This window comes from Streptomyces sp. NPDC111744 (assembly GCF_055634995.1).
This window is the reverse complement of record NZ_JBVKCG010000006.1, coordinates 192,717-210,687: the sequence shown is the minus strand read 5'-3', so window position 1 is coordinate 210,687 and position 17,971 is coordinate 192,717. Positions and strand designations below refer to the sequence as shown.

The window sequence follows — 17,971 nt, the reverse complement described above, 5'->3', positions numbered from 1 at the left end:
CGTTCAGACGGACGTCTTCGCCATCTCCAGGGAATGCAGAAAGCGCATCAGCGTCATGAGCGTGTCGCGGCTGGAGGCCCGGCGGCGTGCGTCACACTCCACGATGGGGATCTCCGGCGTCAGGTCGAGTGCCGAGCGGAGGTCCTCGATCGGGTAACGGGGCGCATCCGGAAAGGAGTTGACGGCGATGACGAAGGGCACGCCTCGCTCCTCCAGTCGCCCTATGACGTCGAAGCTCACTTCGAGGCGCCGGGTGTCGATCAGGACGACAGCGCCGAGGGCGCCTTCGAACAGGCCGCTCCACAGGAACCAGAAGCGTTCCTGGCCCGGGGTACCGAAGAGGTACAGCACCAGTTGCTCGGTGATGCTGATGCGGCCGAAGTCCATGGCGACGGTGGTGGCCGTCTTGGTGTCCGAGCCGTAGTTGTCGTCGACTCCGACGCCGGCCTGCGTCATGGTCTCCTCGGTGGTCAGCGGAGTGATTTCGCTGACCGAGCCGACCATGGTCGTCTTGCCGACCCCGAAGCCGCCGACGATCACGATCTTCACCGCGGCCTGGGCCGTGTGCGGAAGATGGTTCTCTGTTCGTGGACCCGTGATGGTGTCAGAGCTTTTGAAGTCCATGCATCACTGTTTCGAGAAGGGAACGGTCGGGGAGCGCCTGCCGGACGATCGGGGCGCGCGCCTGTACCAGTTCGGCCGTCAGCAACTCGGTGAGCAGGACGGTCACCACGCTGAACGGCAGACTGAGGTAGGCCGACAACTCGGCCACGGACAGGGGGGTCGCGCAGAGCCGGATCAGCGCCGACTGCTCCGGCGGGGAGGACGGCGGCGGGTCGGCGCGCGCCACGATTAAAGTGACCAGGTCGAGGGGCGCGCGCTCGCCGTCCGTGACCGCGCCCGTGAGCACGTACAGCCGCTCGACGTCCTTGTCCTCGCCCTTCTCCTCGCCCGATGTGCGGGGCTCCGGAAGGGGCTCTTCCCTGAGGTAGCGCCGCTGGCGTTTCGGAGGAGTCATACGGTCTGCCCGTTGCGCCTGGGGGGACTGGTCAGATGGGCGCCGATCCGCACGACGAGGTCGCGCATATGGCCGCTCATGTACCCGGGTTCGGCGACCACGTCGGAGAGCACCGCGAGGTAGGCGTTGGGTCCCGCGGCCATCAGGTAGAAGTAGCCGCCGTCGATCTCGATGATGACCATCTTCATCTTGCCGGTGCTGTCCGGGATCTCCTGGGCGACGGCGCCGGCAAGGCTCTGCAGTCCCGCGCAGGCCGCCGCGACGCGGTCGGCGGCGTCCGGATCGCCGCCGTGGCGGGCGATGCGCAGGCCGTCGGCGGAGAGCACCACGATCTGCTCGATGCCCGGTACGCCGTTGGCGAGATCCCTGAGCATCCAGTCGAAGTTGCCACGCTGCTGGATCACTTGAGGTCCCCCTCGTCATCGGCCTCGTCGCGGGCCGGCTCGGTCTTCTGGGTGATAGCGGTCGGGTCCGGGGCGCCCTTGAGTCCTTTCATGAACGCCTCGACCCACAACCCCGGTTCGGGTTCGTCCTTCTGCTCCGGCTCGGGGTCGGGCGCCCACGGCCGGGCCGCCCGGGCGGCCTCCTCGGCGGCTTCCGCGGCCGCCGCCTCGGCGTACCGCTGGGAGAGTGGGATCTTGACCCGGCTGCGGCGCTGGGGCAGTCCGTTCGCCGTCCACTCGGTGACCTCGGGGACGTCGTCCTCCATGCTGACCGTCACCGGGATACGCGGTGCGGTGGTGGGACGGCGACGCTTGGGCGCGCGCTTGGGACCCTCCACGGCACCGAGTTCGAGCTTGGGCGCGGCGGTGGCGCCGATGCCGTGGGCCTTCCCGACTGCGGCGTCGGTGGTCATCATGTCGGACGGCACGATCAGGACCGCGCGGACTCCGCCGTACGCCGACTGCCGCAGCGAGACCTGCATGTTGTACGCCCGGCACAGGCGGCCCACGACGGCCAGGCCGAGGCGGGGGCTCTCGCCGAGGTCCTGGAGGTCGACGCCGGCCTTGGCCCGTTCGATCATGTCCTCGGCACGGGCCCGGGCCTCCTCGCTCAGGCTGACGCCGGAGTCCTCGATCTCGATGGCGACGCCGGTCTGCACCTCGACGGCGGTGACATGCACCTTGGTCTGCGGCGGCGAGTAGCGCGTCGCGTTGTCGAGGAGTTCGGCGGCGGCGTGGATGACCGGCTCGACGGAGATGCCCTTGATGTTGACCTGGGCGATGGAGTCCAGCGAGATCCGACGGTACTCCAGGATCCGCGACATCGCGCCGCGCAGCGTGCTGTACAGCGTAATGGGCTGCGGCCACTGGCGGCCGGGTCGGCCGCCGCCGAGGACGGAGATGGAGTCGGCCAGGCGGCCGATCAGCGCGTTGCCGTGGTCGATGCGCAGCAGGTCGTCGAAGACCTCGGGGTTACGACCGTGGTCCTCCTCCATCTCCCGGAGTTCCTTGGCCTGTTGGTGGACGATTGCCTGGACGCGGCGGGCGACGCTGACGAAGGAGCGCTGCGCGGAGTCGCGCATGATCTCCTCGGTGTCCACGATGCCGAGCACGTAGCTGAGCAACGCGCGCTGCGACTCCGGGATGTCACGCCAGGCCGGTTCGCTGTCGACGGTTTGGCGAACCGCCTCTGCGGGGGATTCGCCGGAGCGCAGCCGGTAGAGCGCTTCGGGCAGGATCTCCTGCCCGAAGCGGACGATCTCCTGGTCGTGGGCGGCGATGCGCTGTTCCAAGTACGCGGAGTTACGGGCGTGGTCCGCACGCAGATCCCGCACAGTGCGGCCGCGACGTACCGCTTCCGCCGCCGTCGCGAGCACCAGCAGCAGGCCGACGGCCCCGCACCCGCCTACGGCGGTTCGGGCAGCGGTCCCCGCCACCAGGATGACGCCGGTCACGGTTGCCGCGACCATCAGTATGGCGGGCAGCAACAGCACGCGCGCCATGGGAAGTTCACGGCCTTTGGGAGGCGATTGCACACTCACCATGTATGCCTTCTGAGACGAATCGGCTGGGTGTCGGGGAAGTTCGTGGGGGGAAGGTTCATGGAGCAGTCAGGATCTTCCGTATGATTGGGAACAGGCGCGCGAATTCATCTCAACTCGGTGCGCCGCGGGCGAGCTTAGTCCGACCGGATCAACGCCGTGTCATATTCGGCAAGCACCTGCAAGCAGCCAAACGACTGGAGTACCCTCGGTCGTTTTGCACGCAGGGCGTGTGTTCGCACACACTGCGTCACGGCGTACGGACGTACGACGACGACTCACCGTGACGGGTGAAACAGTCCTCCGAGCCGAAACCTCCGCCGGGTTCAGACCCCGGCGATCCGCAGTGCCGCGTCGGCAGTGGCGCGGGCGAACTCGTCGACGGGACGCTCCGGTTCGGAGCGGTGGATCAGGATGACGCCCTCGATCAGCCCGAAGACGAGATCGGTCCGCAGCTCCAGCACCCCCTTGGCGAGCCCTCCACCGACGGCCGTCGCAGCGATCAACTGCCGGTAGGCGTCCTTGAGTTCGGCCCGCACGGCATGGAATCCGGCGAACCGCTCGGTGTGCACCTCGGGCAGCAGGTAGAGCGCGCCGAGGTTGTGCGGCCCGGTGCACAGCAGCTCCACGTCGGCCCGGCACAGGGCCCGCAGCCGCTCCTCGGCCGGGGTCATGTCGTCCGCGAGCAGCTCACGCGCCCAGTCCAGCGACGGCGTGACGGTGGACTCCAGGAGCGCGGCAAGGAGTTCCTCCTTGCCGGAGACGTAGTGGTACATCGACGCCTGCCGCATGCCCGCCCGCTCGGCGATGGCCCGGGTGGTGGTGGCCGCGTAGCCACGGGTGGTGAACAACTCGGCGGCGGCCACAAGCAGTTCGGCCCGCGGGTCCAGACCGCTGTCCGGCCGCTGCGCCGCCCGCGGCCGGCCGACCCGACGGCCACTGCTCGTCCCCATGCGCTCGATCCTCGCACACGACGCCCTACGACGATCACCACGAGGCCAGGCAGCCCGGCCGCGCTCCCCCGGTGAGCCCTCGGTAACCGGGCCGGAACGCCCCGGCAACGCCCTCGACCCGCCCCGCCCCTAATTTCTGTCGGGCGACAGAAACAACACCGAGCCCACGGAACCGGAGGTCAGCGATGGCGACAGCGACCACGTACGGAGCCCGGGCGCATGCCCGCGCCCAGGAGGGCACCCGCGCCGAGGCCATGCCCGTCGTACCGGCGGCCGACTGGCCGGACCCGCCCTGCGAGGCCGGCCACCTGGTGTGGGCGGAGACGGTGGCGGGGGGCAACTACACGCACCGCGTCCTGGCCCGCGGCACCGAGCTGCGCCTGACCGACCCGCTCGGCGACGCCTGCGCCCACCTCCTGCTCTACGTCACGGGCCGCCCGTGGGAGCGGCTGAACGTCGCCGACACGGTCAAGGTCCAGTGGAACGCCTACCTCCGCGAGGGTGTGCTGCTCCTGTCCGATCAGGGCCGGGTCCTCGCCTCCGTCGTCGCCGACACCTCCGGCAGGCACGACGCCCTGTGCGGCACCTCCACCCTGGTCCGCAACACCGCCCGCTACGGCGACGGCACCCCGCAGTCGCCCTCCCCCGCCGGCCGCGAGCTGTTCAAGCTGGCGGCGGCCAAGAACGGCCTCGAACCGCGCGACCTGCCGCCGTCCCTGTCGTTCTTCCAGGGCGTGGAGGTACGCGACGACGGCACGCTGGACTTCACCGGCTCGGCCGGCCCCGGCGGCAGCGTCACGCTCCGCGCCGAGCAGGACGTGACCGTGCTGATCGCGAACGTCCCGCACCCGGCCGACCCACGCCCCGACTACGTCAGCACCCCCCTGGAGGTCCTGGCCTGGCGCGCCGCCCCGACCCCGCCCGGCGACCCGCTCTGGGACGCCACCCCCGAGGGCCGCCGCGCCTTCCTGAACACCGCCGAATTCCTCGCCGCGAGGGGGCTCGCATGACCACGCAGACCGTCGTCCCGGCCCGCGCCGCCTGGTCCGCCGTCATCCGCGACGGCGAGACCCTGACCATCACCGACCTGCACGGCAACCAGGCCGTCGACTTCCTCGTCTACGACGCCCACGACACGGCGGTCCGCTACAGCGCTCCCGACACCGTCCACGCCCAGGGCGGCATCTTCCTCACCACCGGCAGTGTGCTGCTCTCCAACGAACACACCCCGCTGATGACCGTGGTCGCCGACGAGGTCGGCCGCCACGACACGGTCGGCGGGGCCTGCTCCAAGGAGTCCAACACCCTGCGCTACGGCCACCACACCTGGTCGCAGCACGCCTGCGTGGACAACTTCCTGGCGGAGGGCGCGAAGCACGGCCTCGGCAAGCGCGACCTGGTCTCCAACATCAACTGGTACATGAACGTGCCGGTCGAGAAGGACGGCACGCTCGGCATCGTCGACGGCCTCTCGGCACCGGGCCGGAAACTGACCCTGCGCGCCGAACGGGACGTCCTCGTACTGGTCTCCAACTGCCCCCAGATCAACAACCCCTGCAACGGCTTCGACCCGACAGCGGTGGAGATGACGATCGGGGCCGCCGGATGAGCTTCGACACCCTGCTGATCGCCAACCGGGGCGAGATAGCCGTCCGTGTCATCCGCACCGCCCGCGAACTGGGCCTGCGCACGGTCGCCGTCTACTCCGACCCCGACCGCTCGGCTCCCCATGTCCGCCTCGCCGACGAGGCGGTACGGCTCGGCCCGGCCCCGGCGAAGGAGTCGTACCTCGACGCCGACCTGGTCCTGAAGGCCGCCAAGGACACCGGCGCGGGGGCGATCCACCCCGGGTACGGCTTCCTGTCCGAGGACGCCGCTTTCGCACGGCGCTGCGAGGAAGCCGGGATCGTGTTCGTCGGCCCGACGCCGGAGCAGCTGGACCTGTTCGGCGCGAAGCACACGGCGCGGGCGGCGGCTCAGGCGGCAGGAGTGCCCCTCGCACCGGGCACCGGGCTCCTCTCCGACCTGGCCGAGGCGCTGCGCGAGGCGTCCGCCATCGGCTATCCCGTGATGCTGAAGGCCACCGGCGGTGGTGGCGGCATCGGTATGTCGGCATGTCGATCGGCCGCCGAACTGGCCGACGCCTGGGACCGGGTCCAGCGCGTGGCCGCCGCCTCCTTCTCCTCCGCCGGGGTCTTCCTGGAACGCCTGGTCGAGCACGCCCGCCATGTCGAGGTCCAGGTCTTCGGCGACGGCACGGGCAGGGTCGTCACCTTCGGCGACCGGGACTGCTCCCTCCAGCGCCGCAACCAGAAGGTGGTCGAGGAGGCCCCGGCCCCCGGCCTGCCGTCGCAGGTGCGTGCACAGCTCGCCGCCTCCGCGCGCGACCTGTGCGCTGCGGTGGGCTACCGCTCCGCGGGCACGGTCGAGTTCGTGTACGACGCGGCACGCGAGGAGGCCTACTTCCTGGAGGTCAACACCCGGCTCCAGGTGGAACATCCGGTCACCGAGGAGATCTACGGCGTCGACCTCGTCGCCTGCATGCTCCGCCTGGCGAGGGGCGAGAGCGACGTCGTCCGGGATCCGGGCGAGCCGCGCGGTCATGCCGTCGAGGCCCGTGTCTACGCCGAGGACCCCTCCCGCGACCACCGGCCCAGCGCCGGTCTGCTGACCCGGGTGGAGTTCCCGGAGGGGGTACGCGTCGACGGCTGGGTGGAGACCGGCACCGAGGTGACGACGTCGTACGACCCGATGCTCGCGAAGGTGATCGCCTACGGCCCCGACCGCACCCAGGCCCTGCGCGCCCTCGACGAGGCGCTGGCCCGCACCCGTGTCGACGGCATCGAGACGAACCTTGGTCTGGTGCGTGCCGCACTCACCGAACCGGACTTCCGGGCCGCCGCCCACTCGACGGCGACCCTCGCCACGGTCACCGACCCGACCCCCCGGATCGAGGTCGTCGCCGCCGGCACGCTCACCACGGTCCAGGACTGGCCGGGCCGCACCGGCTACTGGCAGGTCGGGGTGCCCCCGTGCGGTCCGATGGACGACCGCTCCTTCCGGCTCGGCAACCGCGCACTGGGCAACCCGGAGGGCGCCCCCGGCCTCGAATGCACCCTCCAGGGTCCGTCCCTGCGCTTCACCCACCCCACAACCGTCTGCGTGACCGGCGCCCAGGCCCCGGTGACCCTCGACGGCACGCCGATCGCCCAGTGGGAGCCTGTGACGGTCCCGGCGGGCGGGCTGCTGGAGATCGGCGCCCCCACCGAACACGGCCTGCGCACCTACGTCCTCTTCGCCGGCGGCGGCCTGGACGTGCCCGCCTTCCTCGGCAGTGCGAGCACCTTCACGCTGGGCCGTTTCGGTGGCCACGGCGGCAGGGCGCTGCGAACGGGTGACGTCCTGCACGGCGGCGCCGTCGCGAACGGCGAGCCCGTCGCCGAGCGCCCGCGCTTCACCGCCGTCTGGCACATCGCGGCCGCCGAAGGTCCCCATGCCGCCCCGGAGTTCTTCACCGAGGACGACATCCGCGACTTCTACGCCGCCGAATGGAAGGTGCACTTCAACTCGGCGCGCACCGGGGTCCGGCTGGTCGGCCCCAAGCCGCGCTGGGCACGCACCGACGGCGGCGAGGCGGGTCTGCACCCGTCCAACATCCATGACACCCCGTACTCGGTCGGCGCCGTGGACTACACCGGCGACATGCCCGTCCTGCTCGGCCCCGACGGCCCCTCCCTCGGCGGCTTCGTGTGCCCGGCGACCATTCTGAGCAGCGAGCGCTGGAAGCTGGGCCAGCTCCGCCCCGGCGACACGGTCCGGTTCGCCCCGGTGGACGTGACGGGCGCGCCCCGCCCCGAGATCGTCGACGGCGGTGTCCTGGCCCGCGACGGGGACGTGACCTACCGTCGCAGCGGCGACGACAACCTGCTGGTCGAGTTCGGCCCGATGCAACTGGATCTGGCCCTGCGGATGCGCGTCCACGCGCTGATGGAGGCGGTGACGGCGGCTGACCTGCACGGGGTCACGGACCTCACCCCGGGAATCCGTTCGCTCCAGATCCGGACCGACCCGGGTCTTCTCACCCAGTCCGAACTCCTGTCCGCCGTAAGGGAGATCGTCGTGGGACTCCCGCCCACCGACGAACTGGTGGTCCCGTCCCGCACGGTCCATCTCCCCCTCTCCTGGGACGACCCGGCGACCCGTGAGGCGATCGCCCGCTACATGGCGGGCGTCCGCGACGACGCCCCCTGGTGCCCGTGGAACATCGAGTTCATCCGCCGGATCAACGGCCTGGACTCGGTCGAGGACGTCTATCGCACGGTCTTCGACGCGGAGTACCTGGTCCTGGGCCTCGGCGACGTCTACCTGGGAGCCCCGGTCGCCACTCCGCTCGACCCGCGCCACCGCCTGGTCACCACGAAGTACAACCCGGCCCGGACCTGGACCGCCGAGAACTCCGTCGGCATCGGCGGCGCCTACCTGTGCGTCTACGGCATGGAGGGCCCGGGCGGCTACCAGTTCGTGGGCCGTACGACCCAGGTGTGGTCGGGCTGGCAGCAACGCGGGGCGTTCGAGCCGGGCTCGCCGTGGCTGTTGCGCTTCTTCGACCGGATCAGTTGGTATCCGGTGTCCGCGGAGGAACTCCTGGACCTGCGGGCCGACATCACCTCCGGCAGGTTCGTGCCGCGCATCGAGGAGGGGACCTTCTCGTTGGCGTCCTACCAGAAGTTTCTCTCCGAACACGCGGACGCCGTCGAGGAGTTCAGGACACGCCAGCAGCAGGCCTTCGCCGCGGAGCGCGACGCCTGGGAGGCGGCCGGCGAGTTCGCGAGGGCACAGACGGCGACGGCACCCGCCTCCCCCGCACCGGCCGAGGTGTCCGTCCCGCCGGGTGGCCGTCTGATAGAGGCCGAATTCGCGGCCTCCGTATGGCAGTTGAACGTGGCACCCGGCGACGAGGTGACCACCGGCCAACCCCTCCTCGCCCTGGAGGCGATGAAGATGGAGTCCAGGGTGCATGCGCCGATGGCCGGAGTGGTGACGGAGATCCTGGCGAGGCCGGGCGACCAGGTGGAGGCGGGGACGGCACTGCTGGTCCTCGCACCGAGCGCGAACTGACCGACAGGAGCAAGAGAGCATGTCCAGCACTGTCTCCCGTGTCCGTGCCGCCTACGCGCGTATCGAAGCGGTCGACCGCCCCGAGATCTGGATCGACCTGCGCCCACGCAAGGAGGTGGAGGCGGAGGCCCGAGCGATCGACGAACGGGTGGCCACGGGCGAGCGCCTCCCCCTCGCCGGGCGCCTGTTCGCCGCCAAGGGCAACATCGACGTACAGGGACTGCCCACGACGGCGGGCTGCCCGGCATACGCCTACCAGCCGGAGGCCGACGCCCCGGTGGTGGGCCGCCTGCGCGCGGCCGGCGCACTGGTCCTCGGCACCACCAACCTCGACCAGTTCGCGACGGGCCTGGTCGGCACCCGTTCCCCGTACGGCGCGGTCCGCAACGCGATCGACCCCGCCAGGATCAGCGGCGGCTCCAGCTCGGGTTCGGCGGTGGCGGTGGCCCTCGGGATCGTCGACTTCGCCCTCGGCACGGACACGGCGGGTTCGGGCCGGATCCCGGCCGCCTTCAACGGCATCGTCGGACTGAAGCCGACCAGGGGCCTGGTGCCCACGGCCGGGGTGGTCCCGGCCTGCGCCTCGATCGACTGCGTGACGGTGTTCGCCCGCACGCTCCCGGAGGCCGAGCAGGCACTGTCGTACATGGCGTCCCCGCCGGACCGCACACTCCCGCCCCTGCCCCAGCGAGCCCCGGGCCCCTGGCGGATCGCCGTCCCGCCGCTCTCTCAGCTCGGCGAACTGGACGAGGGCTGGGCGGAGGCGTACGAGGAAGCGGTCGCGCGTCTCGTCGCTTCGGGCGCCTCGATCCGCCCGCTCGACCTGACCCCCTTCGCCGAGGCGGCGGCGATGCTCTACGAGGGCGCGTTCGTGGCCGAGCGCTACACGGCGGTGGGCTCCTTTGTCGACAAGTTGCTGTCTTCCGGCGGCGAAGGCCTGGACCCCACGGTCACCGGCATCATCACCCGGGCCCGCGACATCACGGCCCACCGACTCTTCACCGACCAGGACCGCTTGTCCGCCCCGCGCGCCCGCGCCCTGGCCGAACTGGCCGACGCGGATGCCCTGCTGCTCCCCACGGCCCCCGGCCACCCCACCCTGGCCGAGGTGGCGGCCGACCCCCTGGGCGCCAACGCCCGCCTGGGCCGCTTCACCAACTCCACGAATCTCTTCGACCTGGCGGCGGTGGCGGTGCCGGCGGGAGAGGTGAACGGACTGCCGTTCGGTGTGATGCTGATCGGCCCCGCCTTCACAGACGACCGCCTGGCCACGATCGCCCGCTCCCTGGAGCCAAGAGTGAGCCTTGCGGTGGTGGGCGCACACCTGACAGGCCAGCCACTGAATCCACAGCTCCTGGCAATGGGAGCCGTACTGGACCGCACGACGACGACAGAACCGACGTACCGGCTCTACGCCCTGCCGACGACTCCACCGAAGCCGGGCCTGGTGCGGGTGGACGAGGGAGGTGCAGCGATCGAGACGGAGATCTGGCGCCTACCGGCGGAGGGCCTGGGCCGCCTGCTCGCACAGCTCCCCCGCCCGATGACTCTGGGCAGGGTGGACCTGGCAGACAACACAAGCGCCCCCGGTTTCCTGTGCGAACCGAGCGCTTTGAGGGACGCCGAGGACATCACGTTGTACGACGGCTGGCGTAAGTACTTGGAGCGCCGGGAAGCGTGACCTACCCAAAGGGGCGCGGGGAACTGCGCGACCGGCCCCCACCCACCCGCACCCGCCGCCGAAGCCGTCACCCCACAGACGAGTAGGCCACAACTCCCCGCAGCACCAGATCAACCGCCTTCCGAGCGGTCTTCGCCACAGTCGACCCCTCCACCGGAGCCGCGGCAGCAATCTGTCCGAGCACGTCGATGACCTGCTTGCACCACCGCACGAAGTCACCCGCGGGCATCTCCGCCTCCCGCAGCACCTCGTCCAGCCCTGTCCCCGACGCCCACATGTACGCGGCCCAGGCGAAGCCGAGGTCCGGTTCCCGCTGACCGACGCCCTCGGTCTGGGTGATCCGGAACTCCTCCTCCAGCGCGTCCAGCCGCCCCCAGATCCGCACCATCTCACCGAGCGCGGCCTTGGCCTTCCCGGAGGGCAGCTTCGGGGCCATCGCGTCGTCAGCGGCACGCGACTCGTAGACCAGCGCCGAAACGCACGCGGCCAGTTCGGCGGGACCGAGCCCCTCCCAGACCCCAGCCCGCAGGCATTCGCTGGCGAGCAGATCCAGCTCGCCGTACAGCCGGGCCAGCCGCTTTCCGTGCTCGGTGACCTCGTCGCCGCGCAGGTAGTCCAACTCGGTCAGCAGTGCCACGATCCGGTCGAAGGTGCGGGCGATGGTGTTGGTCCGACCCTCGATCCGCCGCTCAAGCTGTGAGGTGTCCCGCATCAGCCGGTGGTAGCGCTCGGCCCAACGGGCGTGGTCCTCCCGGTCGTTGCAGCCATGGCAGGGGTGCGCCCGGATCGCGGTCCGCAGCCGTGCGATCTCGCGGTCGTCGGCGGCCTGAGACCGCTTCTTGCGGGCCCGCTCCGGCGGAATGTGCCCGGCCTTGGTGCGCAGCGCGGACGCGAGGTCGCGACGGGACTGCGGGGAGCGGGGGTTGAAGGACTTGGGGATCCGCATCCGCTCCAGCGCCTCGACGGGCACCGGGAAGTCCATCGACGCCAGCCGCTTGACCTGCCGTTCGGCGGTCAGCACCAGCGGCCGTGGCCCGTCGTGCTGCTCGAAGCCGCGGTGGCCGTTGGACCGCCCGGCGGGCAGCCCGGGGTCCAGCACCAGGGCGAGCCCGGCGTACTTGCCCGTCGGCACATGGATGACATCGCCCGGCTTGAGCTTCTCCAGCGCCACCGCCGCCTCGGCGCGCCGATCGGCCGCGCCCTGCCGAACGAGTTCGGTCTCGCGGTCCTTCAGCTCACGCCGCAGTCGCGCGTACTCCTCGAAGTCGCCGAGGTGGCAGGTCATGGACTCCTTGTAGCCTTCGAGTCCTTCCTCGTTGCGCTGCACCTGACGGGAGATCCCGACGACCGACTTGTCGGCCTGGAACTGCGCGAACGAGGTCTCCAGGAGTTCCCGGGACCGGTGCCGCCCGAACTGCTCGACCAGGTTGACCGCCATGTTGTACGACGGCTTGAAGCTGGAGCGCAGCGGATAGGTACGGGTACCCGCGAGCCCTGCGAGATGCTCGGGGCTGAATCCCCGCTGCCACAGCACCACGGCATGACCCTCGATGTCGATGCCCCGCCGGCCCGCACGGCCCGTCAGCTGGGTGTACTCGCCGGGGGTGATGTCGGCGTGCTGCTCGCCGTTCCACTTGACGAGCTTCTCCAACACCACCGAGCGCGCGGGCATGTTGATGCCGAGCGCGAGGGTCTCGGTGGCGAACACGGCCTTCACCAGGCCGCGTACGAAGAGTTCCTCGACGACCTCCTTGAAGGTCGGGAGCATGCCCGCGTGGTGGGCTGCGATACCGCGCTCCAGGCCCTCCAGCCATTCGTAGTAGCCGAGGACGTGCAGGTCCTCGTGCGGAATCGACGAGGTGCGCTCCTCGACGAGGGCGCGCACCTGTTCCCGCGCTTCGTCGTCGTTGAGCCGGAGGCCGGCGTACAGGCACTGCTGGACGGCGGCTTCGCAGGCGGCGCGGCTGAAGATGAAGGTGATGGCGGGCAGCAGGCCCTCGGAGTCGAGCCGCTCGATGACCTCGGGGCGTCCGGGTGTCCACACCCTGGACCGCTGCCGGCGCTCCCGCTCCCGGTCGGCCTCGCGCATGGCACGCCCGCGCCTGCGGTCCTGGTAGGACGGTCTGCTCGCCTCCATCCGGGCCAGCCGGGTGAGGTCGGGGTTGACGGCCTTCTTCTGGCCCTCGCCCTCCTCGAACAGGTCGTACATCCGGCGTCCGGCGAGCACATGCTGGAACAGCGGGACGGGCCGGTGTTCGGAGACGATGACCTCGGTGTCGCCGCGGACGGTGTCGAGCCAGTCGCCGAACTCCTCGGCGTTGGACACGGTCGCCGACAGGGAGACCAGGGTCACGGACTCGGGGAGATGGATGATCACCTCTTCCCAGACGGCGCCGCGGAAGCGGTCGGAGAGGTAGTGGACCTCGTCCATGACCACATAGCCGAGGCCGAGGAGGGTCTGGGAGCCCGCGTACAGCATGTTCCGCAGGACCTCGGTGGTCATGACGACCACGGCGGCGTCCGGGTTGATGCTGTTGTCTCCGGTGAGCAGGCCGACCATGCCGTCGCCGTAGCGGCGGCAGAGATCGGCGTACTTCTGGTTCGACAGCGCCTTGATGGGTGTCGTGTAGAAGCACTTCTTGCCCTGCATGAGGGCGAGGTGGACGGCGAACTCGCCCACGATCGTCTTGCCGGAGCCGGTGGGGGCGGCCACCAGTACGCCCTTCCCTGCTTCGAGCGCCTGGCAGGCCTCGATCTGGAAGGGGTCGAGGCCGAATTCGTACATCTCGCGGAAAGACGCGAGCGCGGTGGCCTGCTCGGCGGCCCGCCTGCGGGCCGCCGCATACCGCTCGGCCGGTGAGAGGTCCTCTGTCATCGTGCTTTCGAGCGTACCGGTCCCCACTGACAACAGGACGATCATTATCCGGAACATGGGACGACGGACAACGAAGAGGTGCCCGCGTCGTGGGACGCGGGCACCTCTCGGTGGCTTCGGTGACTGGCGCGGGTCCCGGTCAGGTCACGTCGTCGTAGCCGTTGACCCGCTCCGGGGTCTCGGGCAGCGCGCGGGTGGCGGAGACGGTCTCGATCTCGCCGATGTCCTCGGGGGTGAGGTCGAGGTCCGAGGCCTCGTCGTCGTCGGGCCCGTCGGCCTCGCGGCGGCGCTTGCGCCGGTCGTTGGCCAGCGAGAAGAGGACGGCGCCGAAGTACAGCACCCAGATCGGCCCGGCGAGTGCCAGCATGGAGAGCGGGTCGGTGCTCGGGGTGGCGACGGCGGCGAAGACCGTGATGCCGAGGATCATGGCCCGCCACCAGCCGAGCATCCGCTTGCCGGTGATGATGCCGGTGAGATTGAGCATCACCAGCAGCAGCGGAAGTTCGAAGGAGAGCCCGAAGACGATCACCATGCGGGTGACCAGCTGGAGCAGGTCATCCAGTGGCAGCAGGTTGGTGATGCTGCCGTTCGGCGTGAAGTCGATCAGCACCTTCGCGGTGGTGGGCAGCACCTCGTACGCGAAGAACGCGCCGCCCAGGAACAGCGGGGCGCCGGTGAAGACGAAGGCGTACGCGTACTTCTTCTCGTGCCGGTGCAGGCCGGGCGCAACGAAGGCCCACAGCTGGTACAGCCAGATCGGCGACGCGAACACGACACCGGCCGTCAGCGAGACCTGGAGGGCGAGCGTGAAGGGGGCGAGCAGACCGTTGATGGTGATCTGCGCGCACTTCTTGTTGTCGCCCGCCTTGGCCAGCTCCGCGAAGGTCTGGTGGCAACCGACCGAGTCGAGGATCGGACTGGTCAGGAAGTTGATGATGTCGTTGTAGAAGAAGGCGGCGACCACCGTCACGATGACAATGGCCAGCATGGCCTTCGCGAGCCGGTTGCGGAGCTCACGAAGGTGATCCGCGAGAGGCATCCGCCCCTCGGGATCCCTCTCCTGTTTGCGGGCAGACTTGGGCAACCCACGTCCTCATCTCGTGCGGCAGGCCGGGGGTCACCGGCCTTGCGTCAGCGCTGGGTGGTGTCCGACGGCTCGTTGACCGGGCGGGAGCTGGTCACGTCGCCGGGGGACGCCTGGATGGTGCGCTGAGCCTGGGCCTGCTCGCCGGAGGCGGGCGCCTGGGCGGAGGAGGTGCTGTTGCCGTCTTCCTTCATCGCCTTGGCCTCGCTCTTGAGGATGCGCGCGGACTTGCCGAGCGAGCGAGCCATGTCCGGAAGCTTCTTCGCGCCGAACAGCAGGATGACGACGACAAGGATGAGAATGATCTCGGGAGCGCCGAGCCTTCCGAACATAAGTCTTTACCTTCTCACCGAGGCGGCTGGGTGGGGTGCTGTCCGATCAGCCGGACACCTGTCCGAGCAATCGTGCTCACAGCGATCGTAACGCTCGGGGGTAAACGTCAGGCAATCCCCGTGCGTACGCCCGGTCCGCGGTACGGGCCTCGTTCTCCGCCCCGCGAGCAGCAGCGTACCTGCCGGGGCGGGCACCGTGACAGGGCGAAGTGACACAAACCGCTTACGGCGCAGTACTCACACCGCTTCCACAGCAGGTCTCAGAGGGTGTCCACAGTACGGGCGGCACTGGCCGCGGCCCGCTCCAGGTCCTCGGCGGCCCGGTTGATGCGCCGTGCCGAGTCCGCGACCTGCACGCCGAGGCGCCGTGCCTCAAGGAAGACCCGGACGGCGAGCACGCCGAGCACGGCGAGACCCACGAAACCCACAGCTACCGCGAACATCGGCCAGAACATGCGGGTGAGCCTAGACGGTGGGGTGCAGCCGCAGGGTCCTGACCCCGCCGCCGGTCAGCAGCTCGATGATCCGCTCACCCGCGGGCTTGCGGACCAGGACGCCGCAGTCGGGGCAGGTGAAGGAGTAGAACGTGGTCTTGCTGGTGGCTCCGATGGCCAGGCGCAGGGCGCTCGCGGCAAGCTCGAAACTGCCCCGGCAGTCCGGGCAGCCGGCCCTGAACACCACGGGGACCACTCTTCTCATCCCGGCGAATGCGGCCGCGACCGTCATGTCCCTCGCGCCTGCGACACCGGAACCCGAAGCCTCGTTCAAATCCCTCGCCCCTCCTTCTTGATCGTTCGCCTTCGGAGCGACTCAGGCTCCCCCATGCCCTTCCTCGTCGCCGTGCACAGCATGGTTGTCGTACGCCGCCAGGGCCTCGCGGGCCGCCCGGCGGGCGCTGTCGGCCAGCTCGGGCGGTGACACGATCCGCCCGTCGCCGCCGAGCCTGAGTGCCAGCCGGCGCAGGGAGGCCGGTTCGGGGGTGCGCAGACTGATACGCAGACCGCCGTCGGGAAGCTCATCGGCGCTGTCGTGCGGGTAGTACTCGGCGACCCAGCGGCCTGCCGGGCCGACCTCGACGACCACCTCCGGGTCCTCGGCGGCCGGCTGCACCAGGGCCTCGGACAGGTCACGCAGCTCGATCTCGGGGGGCGCGGACGGCTCGTCGAGGATCTTGATCTCGGCGACGCGGTCGAGGCGGAAGGTGCGCCGGGCCTCGGAGCGGCGGCACCAGGCCTCCACATAGGTGTGGCCGACGCTGACCAGGCGGATGGGGTCGATCTCGCGCTCGGTGACCTCGTCGCGGGCCGGCGAGTAGTAGCGGATCCACAGCCTGCGGCGCTCGGAGATCGCCCGGTCGACGTCGGCGAAGACCCCGCCCTCGGACTCGAAGGTCACGGAAAGCCGGGCGCTGGCGCCGGCCGCCTCGCCGGCCGCGGTCTCCACCTTGGCGGTGGCCCGCAGCAACGCCTGCCGGTCGCCCTCGCGCAGTCCGGGCAGGGTGGACACGGCACGGGCGGCGACCAGCAGCGCGGTCGCCTCGTCGGCGGCCAGTCTCAGCGGCTCGGCGGCCTCCTCGCCGAGGGCGGCCGCGTTGTGCCACCAGATGCGCTCGCCGTCGGTGTCGATGTCCAGCAGATCGCCGCCCCGGAAGCTGGTGCCGCACATGGGCAGCACATCGAGGTCGGAGACCAGCTCGTCCTCGGTGATGCCGAAGGCACGGGCCACGTCCGCGATCCGGGCGCCGGGGCGCTCGCGCAGATAGGTCACCAGGGAGAGCATCCGTCGGGTCTGGTCGATGGCGTTCACGGGCCTGACCGGTTTGCCTGCCACTGTCCTGCTCCGCTCCCCCTCAGCCCTTGGCCACGGCACGCAGCCGGTCCACCACGTCCGCGCGCAGCTCGGCCGGCTCCAGCACCACCACGTCCGGCCCGAACTCCACCAGCCAGGCGTCCAGGCCGTGCCCGTACGGAATCTCCAACTCGTCCCAGCCGTCGCCGAGTTCCCGCACCGCCGTGGCCTTCGCCCGAAGGGGGTAGCCGGCGCCGGAACGCAGCCGGATCAGGGCCGAGCGGTCGGCGATCTCACCGGCCCAGCTCGAGACGGTCTCCCGGACGGTGACCACGTCCGGGACCGGCGCGGTGAAACGGGTGCCCCGGGAACGGACCCGGCCGGTGATCCGGGACAGCCGGAACACCCGCTCGGCACCCCGGTCCCGGTCCCAGCCCGCCAGATACCAGTGGCCGCGCCAGCACTCCAGCGCCCACGGCTCCACATTCCGGGTCTCGGGACGGGCGGCGGTGGCCTTGCGGTAGTCGAAGACGACCGGGCGGCGGTCGCGGCAGGCCAGCATCAGCGGCTCGAACGCGGCCTCATGCACCGGGATGCGCGGCTCCAGGGCGCTGTGCGCCTCGTAGGGGTCGACATCCTCGGGCAGCCCGGCCGCGCGCAGCTTCTGCAGGGCGCCGCTGGCCGCGCCGGCGAGCCGGGCCTGCTGCCAGACCTTGGCGGCCAGCCCCAGGGCGGCGGCCTCCTCGGCGTCCAGGGTGATGGGCGGGAGGCGGTTGCTGTCGCGGCGGGCGAGATAGCCGACCTCGCCCTCCAGGTTCTCGACGGTCTCGATCACCAGTCCGAGCTCGCGCAGATCGTCCTTGTCCCGCTCGAACATCCGGCTGAAGGAGTCGTCACTGCCCGCCTCGAGGTAGGCCTCGATCGATTCGCGCAGCTCGCGCTTGCTGAGCGGCCGACTCGTCCCCAGCAGACACAGCGCCAGGTTCATCAGCCGCTCGGCCTTGGCAATGGCCATCGACGCCCTTCGCCTTCCCTATGGTGCTTCTGATCGATGACCGTACCGCTCCGGAGTGTCACGGCAAAAGCCAGTACAAACAACGAGGACCGAAACGGGCAGGCCACGACAAACAACAAGGGC

15 protein-coding genes and 1 pseudogene are annotated in these 17,971 nt (G+C 70.4%); 4 read left to right on the top strand and 12 right to left on the bottom strand.

Annotated elements, in window-relative coordinates:
- Positions 1-3 precede the first annotated feature (3 nt).
- From ACZ7OO_RS16015 to ACZ7OO_RS15995, 5 genes are all read right to left on the bottom strand, one after another.
- Complete coding sequence (locus ACZ7OO_RS16015) at positions 4-624, bottom strand: GTP-binding protein (RefSeq protein WP_352220007.1); 621 nt, start codon at positions 622-624, stop codon at positions 4-6.
- Positions 605-1,018: a DUF742 domain-containing protein gene (locus ACZ7OO_RS16010; RefSeq protein ID WP_471505199.1), complete on the bottom strand. Its 414-nt coding sequence runs from the start codon at positions 1,016-1,018 to the stop codon at positions 605-607. The genes ACZ7OO_RS16015 and ACZ7OO_RS16010 overlap by 20 nt, the downstream gene beginning before the upstream one ends.
- The gene (locus tag ACZ7OO_RS16005; RefSeq protein ID WP_352220009.1) at positions 1,015-1,422 is read right to left on the bottom strand and encodes a roadblock/LC7 domain-containing protein; all 408 of its coding nucleotides are present in this window, start codon (positions 1,420-1,422) and stop codon (positions 1,015-1,017) included. Before ACZ7OO_RS16005 ends, ACZ7OO_RS16010 begins: the two co-directional genes overlap by 4 nt.
- On the bottom strand, positions 1,419-3,005 hold the full coding sequence (locus ACZ7OO_RS16000; RefSeq protein ID WP_471505197.1) for a sensor histidine kinase: 1,587 nt from the start codon (positions 3,003-3,005) through the stop codon (positions 1,419-1,421). The genes ACZ7OO_RS16005 and ACZ7OO_RS16000 overlap by 4 nt, the downstream gene beginning before the upstream one ends.
- Before the next feature lie 323 nt (positions 3,006-3,328).
- Positions 3,329-3,955 (bottom strand): TetR/AcrR family transcriptional regulator, encoded by a 627-nt coding sequence (locus ACZ7OO_RS15995; RefSeq protein ID WP_471505195.1) that lies wholly within the window; start codon positions 3,953-3,955, stop codon positions 3,329-3,331.
- A gap of 185 nt (positions 3,956-4,140) precedes the next feature.
- Between ACZ7OO_RS15995 and ACZ7OO_RS15990 the strand changes: the two genes are divergently transcribed.
- The 4 genes and pseudogenes from ACZ7OO_RS15990 to atzF all read left to right on the top strand — a co-directional run.
- Entirely contained in the window at positions 4,141-4,965 is an 825-nt protein-coding gene (locus ACZ7OO_RS15990) for an urea amidolyase associated protein UAAP1 (protein ID WP_471505193.1), read from the top strand.
- Positions 4,962-5,564, top strand: a complete 603-nt coding sequence (locus ACZ7OO_RS15985) for an urea amidolyase associated protein UAAP2 (RefSeq protein WP_352220013.1) — start codon at positions 4,962-4,964, stop codon at positions 5,562-5,564. Before ACZ7OO_RS15990 ends, ACZ7OO_RS15985 begins: the two co-directional genes overlap by 4 nt.
- Complete coding sequence (locus tag ACZ7OO_RS15980) at positions 5,561-9,073, top strand: 5-oxoprolinase/urea amidolyase family protein (RefSeq protein WP_471505191.1); 3,513 nt, start codon at positions 5,561-5,563, stop codon at positions 9,071-9,073. Before ACZ7OO_RS15985 ends, ACZ7OO_RS15980 begins: the two co-directional genes overlap by 4 nt.
- A gap of 4 nt (positions 9,074-9,077) precedes the next feature.
- Positions 9,078-10,754 (top strand): annotated as a pseudogene (atzF, locus tag ACZ7OO_RS15975) (allophanate hydrolase); the annotation flags it as partial.
- Between the two features lie 67 nt (positions 10,755-10,821).
- On the opposite strand, the gene ACZ7OO_RS15970 reads toward atzF, so the two are convergent.
- The 7 genes from ACZ7OO_RS15970 to ACZ7OO_RS15940 form a co-directional block, all read right to left on the bottom strand.
- Entirely contained in the window at positions 10,822-13,674 is a 2,853-nt protein-coding gene (locus ACZ7OO_RS15970) for a DEAD/DEAH box helicase (RefSeq protein WP_471505190.1), read from the bottom strand.
- 94 nt (positions 13,675-13,768) lie between these two features.
- Positions 13,769-14,713: a twin-arginine translocase subunit TatC gene (gene tatC / locus ACZ7OO_RS15965; RefSeq protein ID WP_471505188.1), complete on the bottom strand. Its 945-nt coding sequence runs from the start codon at positions 14,711-14,713 to the stop codon at positions 13,769-13,771.
- Positions 14,714-14,760: 47 nt separating this feature from the next.
- Entirely contained in the window at positions 14,761-15,045 is a 285-nt protein-coding gene (gene tatA, locus ACZ7OO_RS15960) for a Sec-independent protein translocase subunit TatA (RefSeq protein WP_352220016.1), read from the bottom strand.
- Positions 15,046-15,305: 260 nt separating this feature from the next.
- Positions 15,306-15,500 (bottom strand): hypothetical protein, encoded by a 195-nt coding sequence (locus ACZ7OO_RS15955; protein WP_471505186.1) that lies wholly within the window; start codon positions 15,498-15,500, stop codon positions 15,306-15,308.
- Between the two features lie 10 nt (positions 15,501-15,510).
- Complete coding sequence (locus ACZ7OO_RS15950; protein WP_471505557.1) at positions 15,511-15,771, bottom strand: hypothetical protein; 261 nt, start codon at positions 15,769-15,771, stop codon at positions 15,511-15,513.
- Between the two features lie 84 nt (positions 15,772-15,855).
- Positions 15,856-16,875 (bottom strand): helix-turn-helix transcriptional regulator, encoded by a 1,020-nt coding sequence (locus ACZ7OO_RS15945; protein ID WP_471505185.1) that lies wholly within the window; start codon positions 16,873-16,875, stop codon positions 15,856-15,858.
- Between the two features lie 19 nt (positions 16,876-16,894).
- Positions 16,895-17,848 carry a helix-turn-helix transcriptional regulator gene (locus tag ACZ7OO_RS15940; RefSeq protein WP_471505183.1) on the bottom strand — a complete coding sequence of 318 codons (954 nt, stop codon included), beginning with the start codon at positions 17,846-17,848 and terminating at the stop codon, positions 16,895-16,897.
- Positions 17,849-17,971: the final 123 nt, after the last annotated feature.